This window comes from Desulfocurvus thunnarius, assembly GCF_055390965.1.
Window position 1 is genome coordinate 1,200,518 of record NZ_AP042411.1, and the last position, 15,571, is coordinate 1,216,088.

At 70.6% G+C, this 15,571-nt stretch carries 13 protein-coding genes; 10 read left to right on the forward strand and 3 right to left on the reverse strand.

Going from position 1 to position 15,571, the window contains the following annotated elements; all coding sequences use genetic code 11:
* Positions 1 to 2: 2 nt before the first annotated feature.
* From hmcF to ACZ5KV_RS05240, 5 genes are all read left to right on the forward strand, one after another.
* On the forward strand, positions 3 to 1,400 hold the full coding sequence (gene hmcF, locus ACZ5KV_RS05220; RefSeq protein ID WP_464241290.1) for a sulfate respiration complex iron-sulfur protein HmcF: 1,398 nt from the start codon (positions 3 to 5) through the stop codon (positions 1,398 to 1,400).
* 74 nt (positions 1,401 to 1,474) lie between these two features.
* Positions 1,475 to 2,392, forward strand: a complete 918-nt coding sequence (locus ACZ5KV_RS05225; RefSeq protein WP_464241291.1) for a universal stress protein — start codon at positions 1,475 to 1,477, stop codon at positions 2,390 to 2,392.
* Between the two features lie 81 nt (positions 2,393 to 2,473).
* Positions 2,474 to 2,827: a DVU0259 family response regulator domain-containing protein gene (gene divK, locus ACZ5KV_RS05230; RefSeq protein ID WP_464241292.1), complete on the forward strand. Its 354-nt coding sequence runs from the start codon at positions 2,474 to 2,476 to the stop codon at positions 2,825 to 2,827.
* An 84-nt stretch (positions 2,828 to 2,911) separates the two neighbouring features.
* Positions 2,912 to 3,265: a DVU0259 family response regulator domain-containing protein gene (divK, locus tag ACZ5KV_RS05235; RefSeq protein ID WP_464241293.1), complete on the forward strand. Its 354-nt coding sequence runs from the start codon at positions 2,912 to 2,914 to the stop codon at positions 3,263 to 3,265.
* Between the two features lie 67 nt (positions 3,266 to 3,332).
* Positions 3,333 to 5,276 carry an ATP-binding response regulator gene (locus tag ACZ5KV_RS05240; RefSeq protein WP_464241294.1) on the forward strand — a complete coding sequence of 648 codons (1,944 nt, stop codon included), beginning with the start codon at positions 3,333 to 3,335 and terminating at the stop codon, positions 5,274 to 5,276.
* A gap of 100 nt (positions 5,277 to 5,376) precedes the next feature.
* Here ACZ5KV_RS05240 and ACZ5KV_RS05245 read toward each other — a convergent pair whose 3' ends face one another.
* Positions 5,377 to 5,814, reverse strand: coding sequence for a Fur family transcriptional regulator (locus ACZ5KV_RS05245; protein ID WP_464241295.1), 438 nt, complete (start codon positions 5,812 to 5,814; stop codon positions 5,377 to 5,379).
* Positions 5,815 to 5,903: 89 nt separating this feature from the next.
* Here ACZ5KV_RS05245 and ACZ5KV_RS05250 point away from each other — a divergent pair, with 89 nt between their 5' ends.
* Positions 5,904 to 6,554 carry a cyclase family protein gene (locus tag ACZ5KV_RS05250; protein ID WP_464241296.1) on the forward strand — a complete coding sequence of 217 codons (651 nt, stop codon included), beginning with the start codon at positions 5,904 to 5,906 and terminating at the stop codon, positions 6,552 to 6,554.
* Positions 6,555 to 6,639: 85 nt separating this feature from the next.
* Positions 6,640 to 7,131, forward strand: a complete 492-nt coding sequence (locus ACZ5KV_RS05255) for a hypothetical protein (RefSeq protein WP_464241297.1) — start codon at positions 6,640 to 6,642, stop codon at positions 7,129 to 7,131.
* A gap of 89 nt (positions 7,132 to 7,220) precedes the next feature.
* Here the strand turns inward: ACZ5KV_RS05255 and ACZ5KV_RS05260 are convergent, their stop codons facing one another.
* Positions 7,221 to 10,115 (reverse strand): insulinase family protein, encoded by a 2,895-nt coding sequence (locus tag ACZ5KV_RS05260; RefSeq protein WP_464241298.1) that lies wholly within the window; start codon positions 10,113 to 10,115, stop codon positions 7,221 to 7,223.
* Between the two features lie 224 nt (positions 10,116 to 10,339).
* Here ACZ5KV_RS05260 and ACZ5KV_RS05265 point away from each other — a divergent pair, with 224 nt between their 5' ends.
* Both ACZ5KV_RS05265 and ACZ5KV_RS05270 read left to right on the forward strand, forming a co-directional pair.
* Positions 10,340 to 11,407, forward strand: a complete 1,068-nt coding sequence (locus ACZ5KV_RS05265) for an ABC transporter substrate-binding protein (protein WP_464241299.1) — start codon at positions 10,340 to 10,342, stop codon at positions 11,405 to 11,407.
* Positions 11,404 to 13,413: an ATP-binding protein gene (locus ACZ5KV_RS05270; protein WP_464241300.1), complete on the forward strand. Its 2,010-nt coding sequence runs from the start codon at positions 11,404 to 11,406 to the stop codon at positions 13,411 to 13,413. The genes ACZ5KV_RS05265 and ACZ5KV_RS05270 overlap by 4 nt, the downstream gene beginning before the upstream one ends.
* Before the next feature lie 71 nt (positions 13,414 to 13,484).
* Here ACZ5KV_RS05270 and ACZ5KV_RS05275 read toward each other — a convergent pair whose 3' ends face one another.
* Complete coding sequence (locus tag ACZ5KV_RS05275) at positions 13,485 to 14,813, reverse strand: VgrG-related protein (protein WP_464241301.1); 1,329 nt, start codon at positions 14,811 to 14,813, stop codon at positions 13,485 to 13,487.
* 202 nt (positions 14,814 to 15,015) lie between these two features.
* Between ACZ5KV_RS05275 and ACZ5KV_RS05280 the strand changes: the two genes are divergently transcribed.
* Complete coding sequence (locus ACZ5KV_RS05280; RefSeq protein WP_464241302.1) at positions 15,016 to 15,570, forward strand: HD domain-containing protein; 555 nt, start codon at positions 15,016 to 15,018, stop codon at positions 15,568 to 15,570.
* Position 15,571: the final 1 nt, after the last annotated feature.

Sequence of the window (15,571 nt, forward strand, 5' to 3'; positions counted from 1 at the left end):
ACATGCCTGAAGGGAAATATTGTTTCAGACGCCCCCTGCAGACGGAGGAGGACATCCTGCACCTGCTCTCCGACACCAGGGGGACGAACTACTACAAGGAAATGGAAGAGCTGGAGGTGGACACGGCGGACCTCAAGAAACGCCTGGACGCCACCTGCAAATCGCGCACCCGCACCTGGCTGGAGATCTGCGCCCGCTGCGGCCTGTGCGCCGATAGCTGCTTCCTGTACCGCGTGAACGACCGCGACCCCCAGCAGGTGCCGTCCTACAAGGTGCAGACGACCCTGGGCGAGATGGTCCGCCGCGACGGCAACGTGGACACCAAGTTCATGCTCCACGCCATGGAAGTCTGCTGGTCGCGCTGCACCTGCTGCTCGCGTTGCGCCCAGTACTGCCCCCACGGCATCGACATGGGCCAGATGATCTCCTACACGCGCGGCCTGCTCTACTCCCAGGGCTTCGTGCCGTGGGAGCTCAAGATCGGCTCGGGCATGCACCGCGTATACCGCGCCCAGATGGACGTGACCGAAGAGGATTGGGTCGAGACCTGCGAGTGGATGGCCGAGGAGAACGAAGAGGAATATCCCGGTCTGACCATCCCCGTGGACGTGGAAGACGCCGACCTCATGTACACCTGCAACGCCCGCGAGCCCAAGCACTACCCCGAGGACGTGGCCGAGGCCGCCATCCTCTTCCACATCGCCGGAGAGAAGTGGACCGTGCCCAGCAACGGCTGGGAGCAGACGGCCCTGTGCATGTTCGCCGGAGACTGGGAGGCCTGCAAGATGCAGGTCCAGAACGTCTACGACGCCATCGAGCGCCTGCGGCCCAAGCGGGTGGTGGGCACCGAATGCGGCCACGCCCACCGCGCCTCGGTCATCGAGGGGCCCTACTGGTGCGGGCGGCCCGACGGCAAGCCCCCGGCGCCCTACATCCATTACGTGGAATGGGTGGCCGAGGCCCTGCGCACCGGCAAGCTCAAGATCGACCCCTCCAAGCGCATCAAGGAGCCCGTCACCCTTCAGGACTCCTGCAACTACGTGCGCAACTACGGCCTGGCCGAGGTCACCCGCGAGATCATCAGCTACATCGTGGAGCCCGGCTACTTCGTGGAGATGGCCCCCAACAAGGAATACAACTACTGCTGCGGCGGCGGCGGCGGGTTCAACGGCGTGGGGCGCTACCGCGCCCAGCGCAACAAGGCCCTCAAGACCAAGCGCGACCAGATCCTGGCCACGGGCTGCAAGCTGGTCATCGCCCCCTGCCACAACTGCTGGGACGCCATCCGCGACCTCGAAGAGGAGTTCGAGATCGGCATCCGCTGGACCTTCCTCAAACCGCTGCTCATCAAGATGGTCGAGATTCCCGAGCATCTGCGGCCCGCGGAAGAGGAAGAATAAGGGGCGCGAGGGAAACGACGGTCCGGGCCGGGGCCGCGCGCCCCGGCCCTCACCCCAACGTGTGAGGTGGGATGATGTTCAAGAAGATACTGTTCGCCACGTCGGGCTCCCCCGCCAGCGACGACGCCGCCCGGGTCGCCTTCGACCTGGCCGGCCGCTACGGCGCGGCTCTGGAACTGCTGCACGTCACCGGCGTGCCCACCAGGGCCTACAGCCAGGTGGTCAAGGACGTGCGCACCGGGGAGGAGGTCAGCGTTGACGAGAACTACCTCTCCTGCATCGGCGACGAACTGAAAAGCTACTACGAGAAACAGCTCGCGGCCTGCGCCGCGCCCTGCACGGTGTCCATCGTCACCGGCTACCCGCACCGCGAGATCCTGCGCCAGGCCCGGGGCACCGGCGCCGACCTGATCATCATGGGCGCCAGCACCAAGGGCGAGGAAGGCAAGTTCTACCGCCGGGGCATGGCCGGCAGCACGCTGCAACGCGTGGCCAAGGCCGCCCGCTGCCCCGTGCTCTCGGTCCACCGGCCCCACGCCTCCTACTGGGGCGGCATCGGCAGCATCGTCTTCGCCACGGACTTCTCCAAGCCCGCGGAGTCGGCCTTTGCCTTCGCCTCCAAGGTCGCCCGGGAGCTGGACGCCGAGTTGCACCTCTTCCACACCCTGGACATCGAAAAGGGCGGCATGGGCCGCGACATGGACCAGGACGAGATCGAAGGCCGCCTGATCGAGGCCAGAAAACGCATGTACGCCACCTACGGCGCGCGCATGCCCGAGGGCTTCAAGAAGTGGCAGGTCGAGGTCTGGGAAGGCACGCCCTACGTGGAAATCGTCAAGTTCGCCCGCGAGCGTCTGGCCGACCTCATCGTGCTGGCCCACCATGCCAGCGACCCCGACCTGGAGGCCGCGCGCATCGGCAGCACCATGGAGCAGGTCATCCTGCGCGCCAACTGCCCGGTGGTCAGCGTGAACCACCCGGACAAGATATAGCCCCACGCGAAACAGCAGAAGCCCTGCGGCCCGCGCGGGTGCGGGCCGCAGGACCACAACCCCTCCGGAGGGAGACCCGAGATGGCCAAGATCATGATCGTGGACGACGACCCGAACATCGTCACGTACCTGACCGACATCTTCACCGACAACGGCTACCAGACCTGCTCCGCCTCCGACGGCGCCAAGGCTCTGGACGTGGTGAAGGCCGAGCGGCCCGACCTCATCACCCTGGACATCGAGATGCCCGAGGAGTGGGGGCCGCGTTTCTACCGCAAGCTGTCCCAGGACCCGGAACTCAAAAGGATTCCGGTGGTGGTGGTCAGCGGGCTGGCCGGGAACAAGTACGCCATTCCCAAGGCCGTGGCCGCCCTGACCAAGCCTTTCGACCCCGACGAACTGCTGGGCATCGTGGGGTCCGTCCTGGGCCGCTAGCGCACGCAATATACGCCGCGCACAACGGGCCCGCGCCCCCGGCCGGGCCGCGCCGGAACCCCCGGCACACACGGAGGAACGACAATGGCCAAGAAGATCATGGTCGTGGACGACGACCGCGACATCGTTGACTACCTCGTCACGCTCTTCAAGGACAGCGGCTACGACACCTGCTCGGCCCACGACGGGGACGAGGCCCTGAAGCTGCTGGAGGCCGAAAAGCCCGACCTGGTGACCCTGGACCTGGAAATGCCCAAGGAATGGGGCCCGCGCTTCTACCGCAAAATGACCCAGATGCCCGCCTTCAAGGAAACGCCGGTCATCGTCATCAGCGGTCTGTCGGGCATCCACCTGGCCATCAAGAAGGCCGTGGCCACCATCAACAAGCCCTTCGACCCGGCCCAGGTGCTGCAAATCGTCAAGGACACCATCGGCTAGCAACTCCCGGGGCGCGGCGGGCCGGAACCCCCCGCCGCGCCCCGGCCCACGACCACGGGCGGAGACCATGGCCACCACGCTGCTTCTGGTAGACGACGAGGACGACATCCGCACCTTCCTGGGGCTGTCCCTGGCCGACCTGGGCTACGAGGTGCTCACCGCCGCCGACGGGCGCCAGGCCCTGGAGGTCTTCGCCGCCCACCGCCCGCCCATCGTGCTCACGGACATCAAGATGCCCGGCATGGACGGCATCGCGCTGTTGCGGCGTATCAAGGAACAGAGCCCCGACACCGAAGTGGTCATGATCTCCGGCCACGCGGACATGGACCTGGCCATCAAAAGCCTCAAGTTCCAGGCCGCCGACTTCGTGACCAAGCCCATCAACGACGAGGTCCTGGAAATGACCCTGGCCCGCGTGAGCGAGAAGATCGCCATGCGCGCCGAGCTGCGCCGCCACACCGAGAACCTGGAACGCCTGGTGGAGGAAAAGAGCCAGCGCATCGTCCAGCTCGAACGCCAGGCCGCCGTGGGCCAGGTGGTGGAAAGCCTCTCCGGCGCCATCCGCGACATCGCCGGGGACATCGAGGACAGCGCCGCCACCCTGTCGGACCTGCCCTGCTTCATTTCCATTCACAACCAGTACATGGAGGTCGTCTCGGCCAACGCGCTCTACCGCGCGCGCCTGGGCGAGATGACCGGGCGCGGGAGCTGGGAGGTCTATGCGGGCGTGGAGCCGCGCGACTGCCCCGTGGGCCGCACCTTCCGCAGCGGCGCGGCCCAGCGCATGGAGATGACCGTGCGCACGGCCCAGGGCGAGCGCGTGCCCGTGCTGGTGCACACCGCGCCCATCCGTGGCGGCGACGGCGAGGTGGAACTCGTCCTGGAAATCACCGCCGACCTGACGACCATCAGCCGCCTGCAGGAGGAGCTGCGCGCCACCCAGGCCAAGTACCAGCTTCTTTTCGACGAGGCGCCCTGCTTCATCTCCGTGCAGGACCGCCAGTTCCGCATCACCGCCGCCAACCGGCTGTTCAAGGAGCACTTCGGCGCCCCGGGCGACGGCGTGCGCTGCCATACGGTCTACGCCCACCGCGACGCACCCTGCGACAAATGCCCCGTGGCCCGGACCTTCGAGACCGGCCAGAGCCACCAGTGGGAGACCGTGGTCACCTCGCGCGCGGGCAAGCCCTACAACGTCCTGCTGTGGACCGCGCCCATCCGCGACGCCTCCGGGGCCATCACCGAGGTCATGGAAATGGCCACGGACATCACCCAACTGCGCGAGCTTCAGGACCACCTGGCCTCCCTGGGCCTGATGATCGGCTCCATGTCCCACGGCATCAAGGGCATGCTCACGGCCCTGGACGGCGGGGTCTACCGCGTGGAGTCCGGCTTCCGCAACGGCGACGACCAGCGCGTGCAGTCCGGCTGGGGCACGGTCAAGGACATGGTCAGCCGCATCCGCTCCATGGTGTTGCAGATGCTGCACTACGCCAAGCACCGCGAGCTGAACTGGGCCGCCACGGACCTGGGGGCCTTCTTCGAGAGCGTGGCCCGGCTGGTGGAGCCCAAGGCCCAGAAAAGCGGCGTGGCCTTCGTGCGCAGCCTGCCCCCCGGCGACCTGGGCAGCTTCGAGGCCGACGCGACCATGCTCAGCGCCGCCCTGGTCAACCTGCTGGAAAACGCCGTGGACGCCTGCGTGGACGACGCGGCCAAGCCCCGGCACAGCGTGACCTTCGGCGTGCGCGCCGACGAACAGGGCCTGACCTTCACCGTGGCCGACGACGGCACGGGCATCGACCGCGAAACCCGCGAGCGCATGTTCACCCTGTTCTTCTCGTCCAAGGGCTGCAAGGGCACGGGCCTGGGCCTGTTCGTTTCCGACAAGACCATCCGCCAGCACGGCGGGTCCATCAGCGTGGACTCCGAGCCCGGCCGGGGCTCGACCTTCACCATCCGCCTGCCGCGCGTGCTGCCCGACGCCGCCAAGGCCTGCGCCGAAGGCGCCTGAGCCGCCCGGCCGCAAGCGGAGCCCTCGCAAAAAAAACGGCGCCCCCTCGCGGGGGCGCCGTTTTGCATACGCAGGGCCCGGAGCCCGGGCGAGCGGCCAGTCAGTCCAGCTTGCCCCGGCACTTGGGGCAGATGCCGTACAGGTACATCTTGTGCCCGGTGAGCACGAAGCCGTGGGCCTTGGCCAGCTCCTCCTGGAGCCGCTCGATATGCTCGTCCACCACCTCCAGCGTGGCGCCGCAGCGCTCGCAGAGGATATGGTCGTGGTGGGCGCTGCCGTATTTCTTTTCGTAGCGCGTCACGCCGTCGCCGAAGTGGACCTCCTTGGCCAGGCCGGACTCGGAAAGCAACTTGAGCGTTCTGTAGACCGTGGCCTGCCCGATGGACTTGTCCTGCGCCTTGACCTTGTTGTAGAGGTCCTCGGACGCAAGATGGCCCTCCTCGCCCAGGAACACGTCCAGAATGAGCCGCCGCTGCGGCGTCATCTTGAGGTTCTTCCGGGCCAGGAATTCGGTGAAAACAGCCTGGGGCTCTTTCATGGGTGCTCTCTTGCTGCTGACGTTCGGTGACGTTTTTGGCATTTATTCAGTCTCAAGCCGTTCTGTCAAGGCGAACCCCGGGAGGCCTTATGCCCGCTGCCCCGCGCATCATCGACATCTCCCTGGCCATCGGCATCCAGGCTCCGGCCTGGCCCGGCGACCCGGCCCCCGCCGTGGCCGCCGCGCACACCTTTGCCACCTCGGGCTGGCACACCTCGGTGCTGACCATGAGCGCCCACGCGGGCACCCACGTGGACGCCCCGGGGCATATCCTGCCCGGAGCGCCGCTGCTGGAGGCCTTCGGCCTGGAGCGCTTCATCCTGCCCGCCGTGGTGGCGGACGCCGGGCCCGGGCCGCTGGTGGGCGCCGGGGCCGTGGCCCGCAGCGGCCTGCGCCCCGGCGAGGCGCTGCTGCTGCGCACGGCCAACTCCGCGCGCGGGCTGACCGACGCCTCGGGGGCCATGCGCACGGACTTCGCGGCCCTCTCCCCCGAGGCCGCCCGGGCCGCCGTGGACGCCGGGGCCTCCCTGGTGGGCATCGACGGCCCTTCGGCCGACCCTTACGGCGGCGCCGTGCCCGCGCACACCATCCTCATGCGGGCCGGGGTGCTGATCCTGGAAAACCTGGCCCTGGCCGGGGCTCCCGCAGGCCGCCACCTGCTGGTCTGCCTGCCGCTCGACATGCCCGGCCTGGAGGCCAGCCCCGTGCGCGCCGTGCTGCTGGAAGGCGCAGCGGGCTGACGCACGATCTTTGCACTCAAGTTCCCCGCGTTTCGGCCGATGGGAAAAATGTGCCATCGAAACACCGCAACAGGGGGACATCCTCATGATCGACGGTCTCGGCACCACGGATCAGGGCTACAGCCTGACACCGGAACAGTTGGAACTGATTCGCCAGCAGTACGCCGCGCAGCAGAGCGCGACGACCACCAAGAACCAGTCGGAAACGACCCAGACCAGCGGCGACAGCGTGGTCATCTCCGCCGAGGCCCGCGCCCTGGCCCAGACCCGGGCCGTGGAGTCCGGCGAGGAAACCGAAGGCCAGACCACCTCCGGCGGGGAGGGCGAAACCAGCCAGGGCGGCGGCACCGCCGTGGCCGCCGGCGGCGGCGCGGCCCAGGGCTCCAGCTCCTCGGACGACAGCGACGAAATCGACGAACTGGAAGAGGAAATCGAGGAGTTGCAGCAGGAGATCCAGGAGTTGCAGGCCAAGGCGGCCAGCGACCCCGAGGCCGAGGCCGAACTGAAGACCAAGCAGATGGAGCTGGCCTCGAAGCAGGCCGAGCTGACCCTGCTCGAGTCCCAGTCCGAGGAATAACCCGCCCGCAGCCTCCGGCCACGAAAAGGCCCGCGCGCAAACCGCGCGCGGGCCTTTGGCCGTTGCCTTGCGGACGCCCGCGAGGGCGCCTAAAGCACCCGGGTCACGTCGAAGTCCAGCCCCGAGGCCTCGATGGCCTCCGCCGAACCCAGCACCACCACCTGGCCCCCGGCCAGGGCCGCGTCCATGCGCTCGCCCATAGCCCGGAAATCCGCCGCGCTCGCGCCCAGCAGTTCCTCGCGCATGGTCTGGCGCCGCTCGGGCGTGTCGCCCGTCAGCTCGCGCAGCAGGGCCGTCAGCCCCTGGGCGTCGGGCAGCAGGTGGGCGTCCATGTCGCCCACGGCGCCGATGACGGCCTTGGCCACCTCGTCGGCGGACAGCTCCAGGGCCTTGAAGAAGGCCCCGGCGCCGTCGAAGGCCGCCAGGGTGCCCGCCAGGGCCGGGTCGCGGTACGAGGTGAACGCCAGGGAGCCCGCGAAACGGTCCAGCACGCAGAAGGCGCCGTAGGCCCCGCCGCGCACGCGGACCTTCTCCCACAGGTAACCCATGCGCGCGTATTTCACCGCCGCGAGGTCCGCGCCGTTGAAGGCCCAGCCCGCGTCCGTCAGGTCCACGATCTTGCCCACGTAGTTCACCCGGGCCGGGATGGTCAGGCCCTCGCGCGCGGGCAGGGGCCCGGGGGTCCAGGCCGCCGCCGGGGCCGCCCCGGCGGGGAGGGCGGCGGCGAAGTCCGCCAGCGGGCCCTCCAGGGCCGCGAGGTCCGCCGCGTCGCCGGTAACGTTGAGCACCATGCCCCCGGAACGGGCCAGCAGGCCGCGCAGCTCCTCAAGCCGCGCCAGCACCCCGGGCCAGTCGGAATCCACCTCCGCCGCCAGGGCGCGCACGGCCTGCAAGGCCTCCAGCCCGCCCATCCGCTCGGCGGCCCAGCCCGCGAGGCTGGCCCGGGCCCGCAGCCGCGAGAGCACCACCATGTGCCCCGACGGCACCAGCGACTGCTCCATGCGCGCCTTCTCCTCGCTGACCATGAGCCGGAAGCGCTCGCGGTCGTCGAAGCGCGCGGTCAGCAGCACGTCGCGCAGGATGTCCAACATTTCCGGGGCGTTGGCCGCAGTGGCCTTGCCGTGCAGGAACAGCCGGGCCACGGGCGCGGCGGCCTCCAGGGCCGTGGAGGTGAAGATCTCCGAGCCCATGCCGCCGGTCTTGCGCGCGATGCGCATGGACAGCTCGGCGAAGTCCTCGCGTGCGGTGCCCATCTCGAACAGCGCGCGGCCGAAGAGCGGCACCAGGGGCAGCAGCCGCTGGGGCACGCAGGTCAGGTCCAGCCCGGCGTCGAGGTAGACGATGCCCCGGGCCGGGATGTCGTGCAGCCGGGTCATGGCCGCCGCCGTGGCCCCGGCGCGCGCGGGGATGGGCTTCTCCTCGCGGGGGATGTCCGCCAGTTCCAGGCGGGGGATGGTCGCCAGGGCTTCGGGGCTGTCCGGGGTTTCCTGAAGCCGGGCCAGCTCGCGGGCCTGTTTCATGACCCCGGCCCGGGCGGCCTCGTCCAGCCCGGCCAGGATGCCCGCCAGCCCGGCGGCCTCGCGGGCCTCGCGGGCCGCGGCCAGCCCCGGGTCGGGCCGCAGGACCACCGTCACCCGGTGCGGGTTGCCCAGCAGGTGGGTGCGGATAAGCTTCTGGAACACGGGCTCGCCCGCGTCCAGCCGCGCCTTGAGGGCCGCCAGCGGGGCCTCGAAGGCCAGGGGCTCGAAGGGGTCGGCGTCGTAGAGCCAGTTGGTCAGGCTGGACAGCATCATGGACAGCCCGCGCGGGAAGCGCCCGGTGTTGTTCTCGCGCAGGTCGAACTCCACGGTATTCAGCGCGGCTTCGACCATGGCCTGGGTCGGTCCCTCGGCGGCCAGCCGCTCCAGGGTCGCCAGGATCAGGTCCTGCACGGCCTCCTCGTCCTCAAGGTCCACGCCCTTCAGGCCGATGGCGAAGAACATCTGGCGCAGCTCGGTTTCCAGGCCCGCGCCCGCCAGGTCCTCGCCCAGGCCGGATTCCATGAGCGCCCGGCGCAGGGGCGAGGACGGCAGCCCGGTCAGCAGTTCTTCCAGCACCTCCAGGGCCAGGGCCAGGGGCCGGTCCGTGACCTCGGGCAGCAGCCAGTTGAGCACGACCATGCCGCTGGGGTCGTCTCCGGCGTCGAAGGTCTTCTCCACCCGGCGCGGGGTGGCCATGGGCTCCTGCACGGGCACGCGCGAGTCCACCGCCCAGGGCCCGAAGTCTTTCAGGAAGGCGTCCAGGCGCTCAAGCCGCCCGGTCTCGGGGTCGTCGCCGTAGAACCAGAAGCGCGCGTTGGCCGGGTGGTAGTAGGTTTCGTGGAAGGCCTTGAAGGCCGCGTAGGTCAGCTCGGGGATGACCTCGGGGTCGCCGCCCGAGTCCAGGCCGTAGGGCGTGTCGGGGAACAGGGCCTGCTGGCAGGCCTCGTGCAGCACGCCGTCGGGCGAGGAGTAGGCGCCCTTCATCTCGTTGTAGACCACGCCCTTGCGCGAAAGCGGCCCTTCGGGGGCGTCCAGTTCGTAGTGCCAGCCCTCCTGGCGGAAAATATCCTCGGTGATCAGCGGGTGGAACACCGCGTCCAGGTACACGTCCACCAGGTTGTGGAAGTCCGCCAGGTTCGTGCTGGCCACGGGGTAGCAGGTCTTGTCCGGATAGGTGAAGGCGTTGAGGAAGGTTTGCAACGAGCCCTTGAGCAACTCGACGAAGGGCTCCTTCACCGGGTAGCGCCGCGAGCCGCACAGCACCGAATGCTCCAGGATGTGGGCCACGCCCGTGGAATCGGCGGGCGGGGTGCGCAGGGTCACGCCGAAGACCTTGTTCTCGTCGGGGCAGGCCACGGACACGAGCTGGGCCCCGGTCCTGTCGTGGCGATACAGTCGGGCCGTGCAGCCCGCCTCGGGAATCTCCTGCTCGCGCAGGAGGGTGAATCCGTGGGTGATGTCCATCCGTCCTCCGGTGGTGTTGCATGCGTGGCGGCCGATGCCCGGCCCGCATTCGGTCGGCGTCCGGCCACGGCCCGTGTTGTACATGAGCCCGCACCGGAAATGAACCCCCGGGAATCCCGGCCCGGGCGGGGCGCGAGGGCCATTTTCTTTCCCCGCTTGCCCTGCCCCTGGGGCTGGAGTAGAATTCTATGCCCCGGGATGCCCTGCCCCGGGAGGGAGAGACCATGCCCGACACCATGCTCCGGCCTTGCGGATGCTCCGGGTCGGCGGCGGGAGCCCGCCGGGCCCCGGGTGCGGCGGTCCTGACGCTCCTGGTCCCGCTGGCGCCGCTGGCGCTGCTGGCCTTGCTGGCCCTGACCGCGACCCCGGCCACGGCCCGGGACCAGCCCTACGCGGGCAAACGCATCCTGTGGGTGGACTCCTACGCCCCGGGCTTCGCCTGGACCGACGGCATCCTGCGCGGGGTGCGCGGCGTCCTGGCCGACACCGGGGCCACCGTGCGCATCGTGCACATGGACACCAAGAGCGACCCCTCCCCCGAGTTCGCCCACCGGGCCGGGCTGCGCGCCAAGGCCGAACTGGACGCCTTCCGGCCCCATGTGGTCATGGCCTCGGACGACAACGCCCAGCGCCATTTCGTGGTGCCCTTCCTGCGCGGCGGGGCCACTCCCGTGGTCTTCTGCGGCGTGAACTGGGACGCCTCGGCCTACGGCTATCCCGCGTCCAACGTCACGGGCATGGTCGAGGTCGGGCTGCTGCGCGAGGCCCTGGAGCTGATGCGCCCCTTCGCCAGGGGGCCCCGGGTGGCCATCATCGCGGCGGACACCGAAAGCGAGCACGTCAATCTGGACACCTACAGGGCCCGGGGCCTGGCCCGGGGCTGGGTGCCCTTTTTCCTGCGCACCTTCGACGAATTCCCCGCCGCCTTCCTGCGGGCCCAGGAGCGGGCGGACATGGTCATCCTGGGCGGCAACGGCGGCATCGCGGGCTGGGACGACGCCCGGGCCCGGGAGTTCCTGGCCGCGCACACCGCCGTGCCCACGGGCAGCCTCGACGCCTACCTTGCGCCCTACAGCGTGTTCACCTTCTCCAAGGTGCCCGAGGAGCAGGGCCGGTGGATGGCCGCGACGGCCCTGCGCCTGCTGGACGGCGAGCCCCCGGCGGCCATCCCCCTGGCGGAAAACCGTCAGGTGGACCTCATCGTCAATCTCCGTCTGGCCCGGGCCGCCGGGCTGGTCCTGCCCCTGGCGCTGCTGCGCACGGCGACCCTCATCGGCCAGGACGCCCCGTGACCCTGCGCCGCCGCGTCCATGTCGCCGGGCTGGCCCTGGTGTCGCTCATCGCCCTGGCCACCACCGCCGCGGCAGTGCTGACCATCGACCGCCTCGCCCGGGACCTGAACCACAAGCTGCTGGCCTCGGAACTGGCGGCCTACGCCCGGCAGGTCGAGCAGGCCCAGGCCGTGCTGCACGCCACGGGCCTGGCCGGGGTGCGCGAGTATGTGGAGCGCGCCAAGGCCGACCTGGTGGCCGAGTTCCGTGCCGAGGCGCCCTCGCGTTTCGGACGATTGACCGTGCTGACCCTGAACGGCCGGGCCGTGCTGCACGACGCGTCGGACAGGGATGCGCCCCTGGCCCGGGGCTGCCTGAAGAAGATGCTGACCAGCGGCAAGGGCGCCCAGGAATGCACCCTGGACGACAGCCGCCGCGTGGCCCATTTCCTGGTCCTGCCGGACTGGGACTGGCTGCTGCTCGTCTCGGTGAGCAACGCCGAAATGTACCAGACCCGCAACACCTTCCTGCTCAACGCGGGGGCCATCTTCCTGCTGGTTTCGCTGCTGGGCTGGTGGGTGTTCGTGCGCCTGTCGCGCTCCATCGTCGATCCGCTGCTGCGCCTGGCCGACGCCGCCCGGGCCCTGGGCGCGGGCGACTGGGAGCGCGTGCCCCCGCCCTCGGCGCGCCCCGACGCCCTGGGCGAGCTGGAGCGCAGCTTCGCGGACATGGCCCGCAGCCTGCGCCACGCCAACCGGGAGCTGGAGGATCGCGCTTGGTCCCTGCGCGCGACCAACGAACGCCTGGGCGTCGAGATGGCCGAACGCCTGCGCACCGAACAGGAGCTGGAACGGGCCCGCGACGCCTTCGGGGCCATTCTCGACTCCATGCCCTCCATCGTCATCGGCGTGGACCGCCAATGCCGTGTGACCCACTGGAACCGTACCGCCGAGGAGGTGACCGGCGCCAGCGCCGGGCAGGCCGTCGGCCTGCCCGTGGATCAGGCCCTGCCCCGCCTGGGCCGCCACCTGGACGCCATCCGCGCCGCCATGGACGAGGGCCGCCCCCGGCGCCTGGACAAGCAGGCCTTCCGCCAGGACGGACAGATCTTCCAGGAGGACGTGCTCATCTCGCCCATGCGCGACTCCGGGACCACGGGCGCGGTCATCCGCCTGGACGACGTGACCGCACGGGTGCGCATGGAGGAACTGATGGTCCAGACCGAGAAGATGATGTCCGTGGGCGGGCTGGCGGCGGGCATGGCCCACGAGTTGAACAACCCCCTGGCCGGGGTGCTCACCGGGGCCCAGAACCTCCAGCGCCGCCTGGACCCCGACCTGGAACTGAACCGCGCCGCCCTGGACCGGGCGGGCTGCCCGCCCGAGGGGCTGCGCGGCTACCTCGCCGCCCGCAAGGTCGGCAAGATCGTGGAGTCCATCCGCGAAGCCGGACAGCGGGCGGCGGAAATCATCCGCAACATGCTCGAATTCTCGCGCGGCTCGGCGGGCAGCAGGCGCCCCGTGGACCTCGCCCGGACCCTGGACCGCAGCCTGGAGCTGGCGGGCAACGAGTACGACCTGACCAAAAGCTACGACTTCCGCAAGATCGCCATCGTGCGCGACTACGCGCCGGACGTGCCCCCCGTGCCCTGCGTGGGCTCGGAAATCGAACAGGTGCTGCTGAACATACTGCGCAACGCGGCCCAGGCCATGGCCCTGGGCGAGCAGGCCATGGGCGGCAGGCGGCCGACCCTGACCCTGCGCCTGCGCCGCGAGGGCGCCCACGCGGTGCTGGAGATCGCCGACAACGGCCCGGGCATCCCCGAGGCCACGCGCAAACGCATCTTCGAGCCCTTCTTCACCACCAAGGCCCCGGGCGTCGGCACGGGCCTCGGCCTGTCGGTGTCCTATTTCATCGTCACCGAGAACCACGGCGGGAGCATCGAGGTCACGAGCGAGCCCGGCCAGGGCACGTGCTTCCGCATCCGCCTGCCCCTGGCCTCCGAAACGCCCGTCCCGGCGGCCTGAGCGCGCCGAAACGACGCGGGCCGCGCCGGAACTTCCGGCGCGGCCCGCGTTGCGTTGCCCCGCCCCGGGGCCTATGCGTTGTGGTCCAGCACGGCCGCGCCGTCGAGCATGGACAGCGCCGCGCTCATCTCGCGGGCGAACCGGGCCTGCACCGCGCCCTGGACCCGCGTGTCCGACGAGCCGAAACGGCCCGCGCGCCGGGCGTAGACCTCGCGGATCAGCCCGCGCTCGAAATCCGCGCCCTGGGGCGCCTGGGCCATGTCGCCCAGGGCGCGCATGGCGGCGGAAAAGATGCGCGCCGAACCGCTGGCCCCATGCTGCACGGCGGTGCTCCACAGCACCTGGGCCAGGGCCTGGTGCCGCGCCGAGAGGTCGACTCCCGTCAGGTCGCTGATCTGGCGCAGGGCGGGCTGGTAGTGCGTTTTGGCGATAAAGTCGTGCTGGAGCCTGCCGAAGCGCTCGGGCTCCTCGGCGGCCACGGCCTTCCAGGCCGCGGGCATGGCCCCGGTCCTGCCGCCGGTGTTGGCCGGGCCCGCTGCGCGCAGGCGTCCGGCGATGTCCGGAGCCTGCTCGTCCAGAAATTCCAGGAAGCGCGCGAAGGTCCCGGCGCGCGAGGAAATCTGGTAGCTGCCGTAGGAAGTGCCGCCCACGCGGTCGTAGCCCACGGCGCCCACGTCCCCGCCGGACTCGAAACGGGCCGAGAGCAGCCCGAGGATGTCCACCCCCGAGGTGCTGGCCGGGCCCTGGGCGGCGGCCTTGCCGTAGGCCTGGTGCGCCCGGGCCGTGCGCGCGGCGGCGGTGGCGTCCGTCGCCGGGGCGGCGGGAACGGGAGCCTGGGCAGCCGGGCCGCCCACGCGTACGCCGGGGGCGACGGCGCCCGAGGCGGCCGGGGTGGCCTCGCCCACACGGCGCAGGCCGTCGGTGCGCCCCCGGGCCGGGGCGCCCCACAGGCCCGTGGCGGGCGCGGCCTCGCCGGCTCCGGCCACGGGCGCGAGGCCCGCCGCGCTCAGGGCGCGGATGAGCCCCTGGGTGCCGCCGCCGGGCAGCCCGCCGCCGCCGAGGAAGGAAAACTCCGCGCCCCCGCCCTGGCCGCCGCCGTCCAGGGCGTCCAGCAGGGCATGCACGTCGGACAACCCCTGGGACTCGGTCGCGCCGTCGCCGCCCTCCATGAGCGCCATGAACTGCGAGCCCAGCGTCGCCTGGGACACCTGATCCAGGGCCTCGGCCCCGCCGCCCTCCAGAGCCTCGCGCAGGGCCCCGGCAAAGCGCATGGCCGCGCCGGGCAGCGCCTGGGCTCCGGCGCCCGGCAGCCCGGAGCCGCCGCTCCCGGCGCCGAAGCGCTCCAGGAGATCGCGGGCGCCCGGCACGGGCTGGGTGATGAGCAGGGGGCTGACGGTCATGGTTCTCGGCGCGTCCGGTTCGCGGTTGGTGCTTGGGATCTGACTCCCGGCGTCGGGTTCCTGACGGAAACGCCCGCGCCGCAAGGGTGGCAGCAAGAAGCGTGCCCCGCCCGCGAAGGCCCGCAGCGCAAAGCATTTGCCCTTTTTCCCGCCTTGCTTATACTGACGGCACCCGCAACCCCAGCCAGGGAGGACACCCCGGATGCTCACCCGCGACGAGGCGCTGGCATTGGTCAGGGCCCAGAACCCCGAACCGCACATGATCAACCACGCCGTGCAGACCGAGGCCGTCATGCGCGCCCTGGCCCTGCGCCTGGGCCACGACCCCGAGCTGTGGGGCGTCACCGGCCTGCTGCACGACCTGGACTACCCGGCCACCAAGGACAACCCCGCGCGCCACGGCCTGGAAGCCGTCGCCCTGCTGGCCGGGCGGATGCCCGACGACGCGCTCCAGGCCATCGCCGCCCACAATGAGGAATGCACCGGCGTGGCGGCGGCCAACCCCTTCGACTTCGCCCTGCGCGCCGCCGAAACGGCCACCGGGCTCATCAGCGCCGCCGCCCTGGTGCGGCCCACGCGCATGCAGGGCATGGAGCCCAAGAGCCTGAAAAAGAAGATGAAGGACAAGGCCTTTGCCGCCGCCGTCAGCCGCGAGCGCATCCGTGAGTGCGAACGCCTGGGCCTGACCCTGGACGACTTCTTCCTGCTGGCCATCCCGGCCATGACCGGCGTGGCCGCCGAAACCGGGCTGGCCTGAG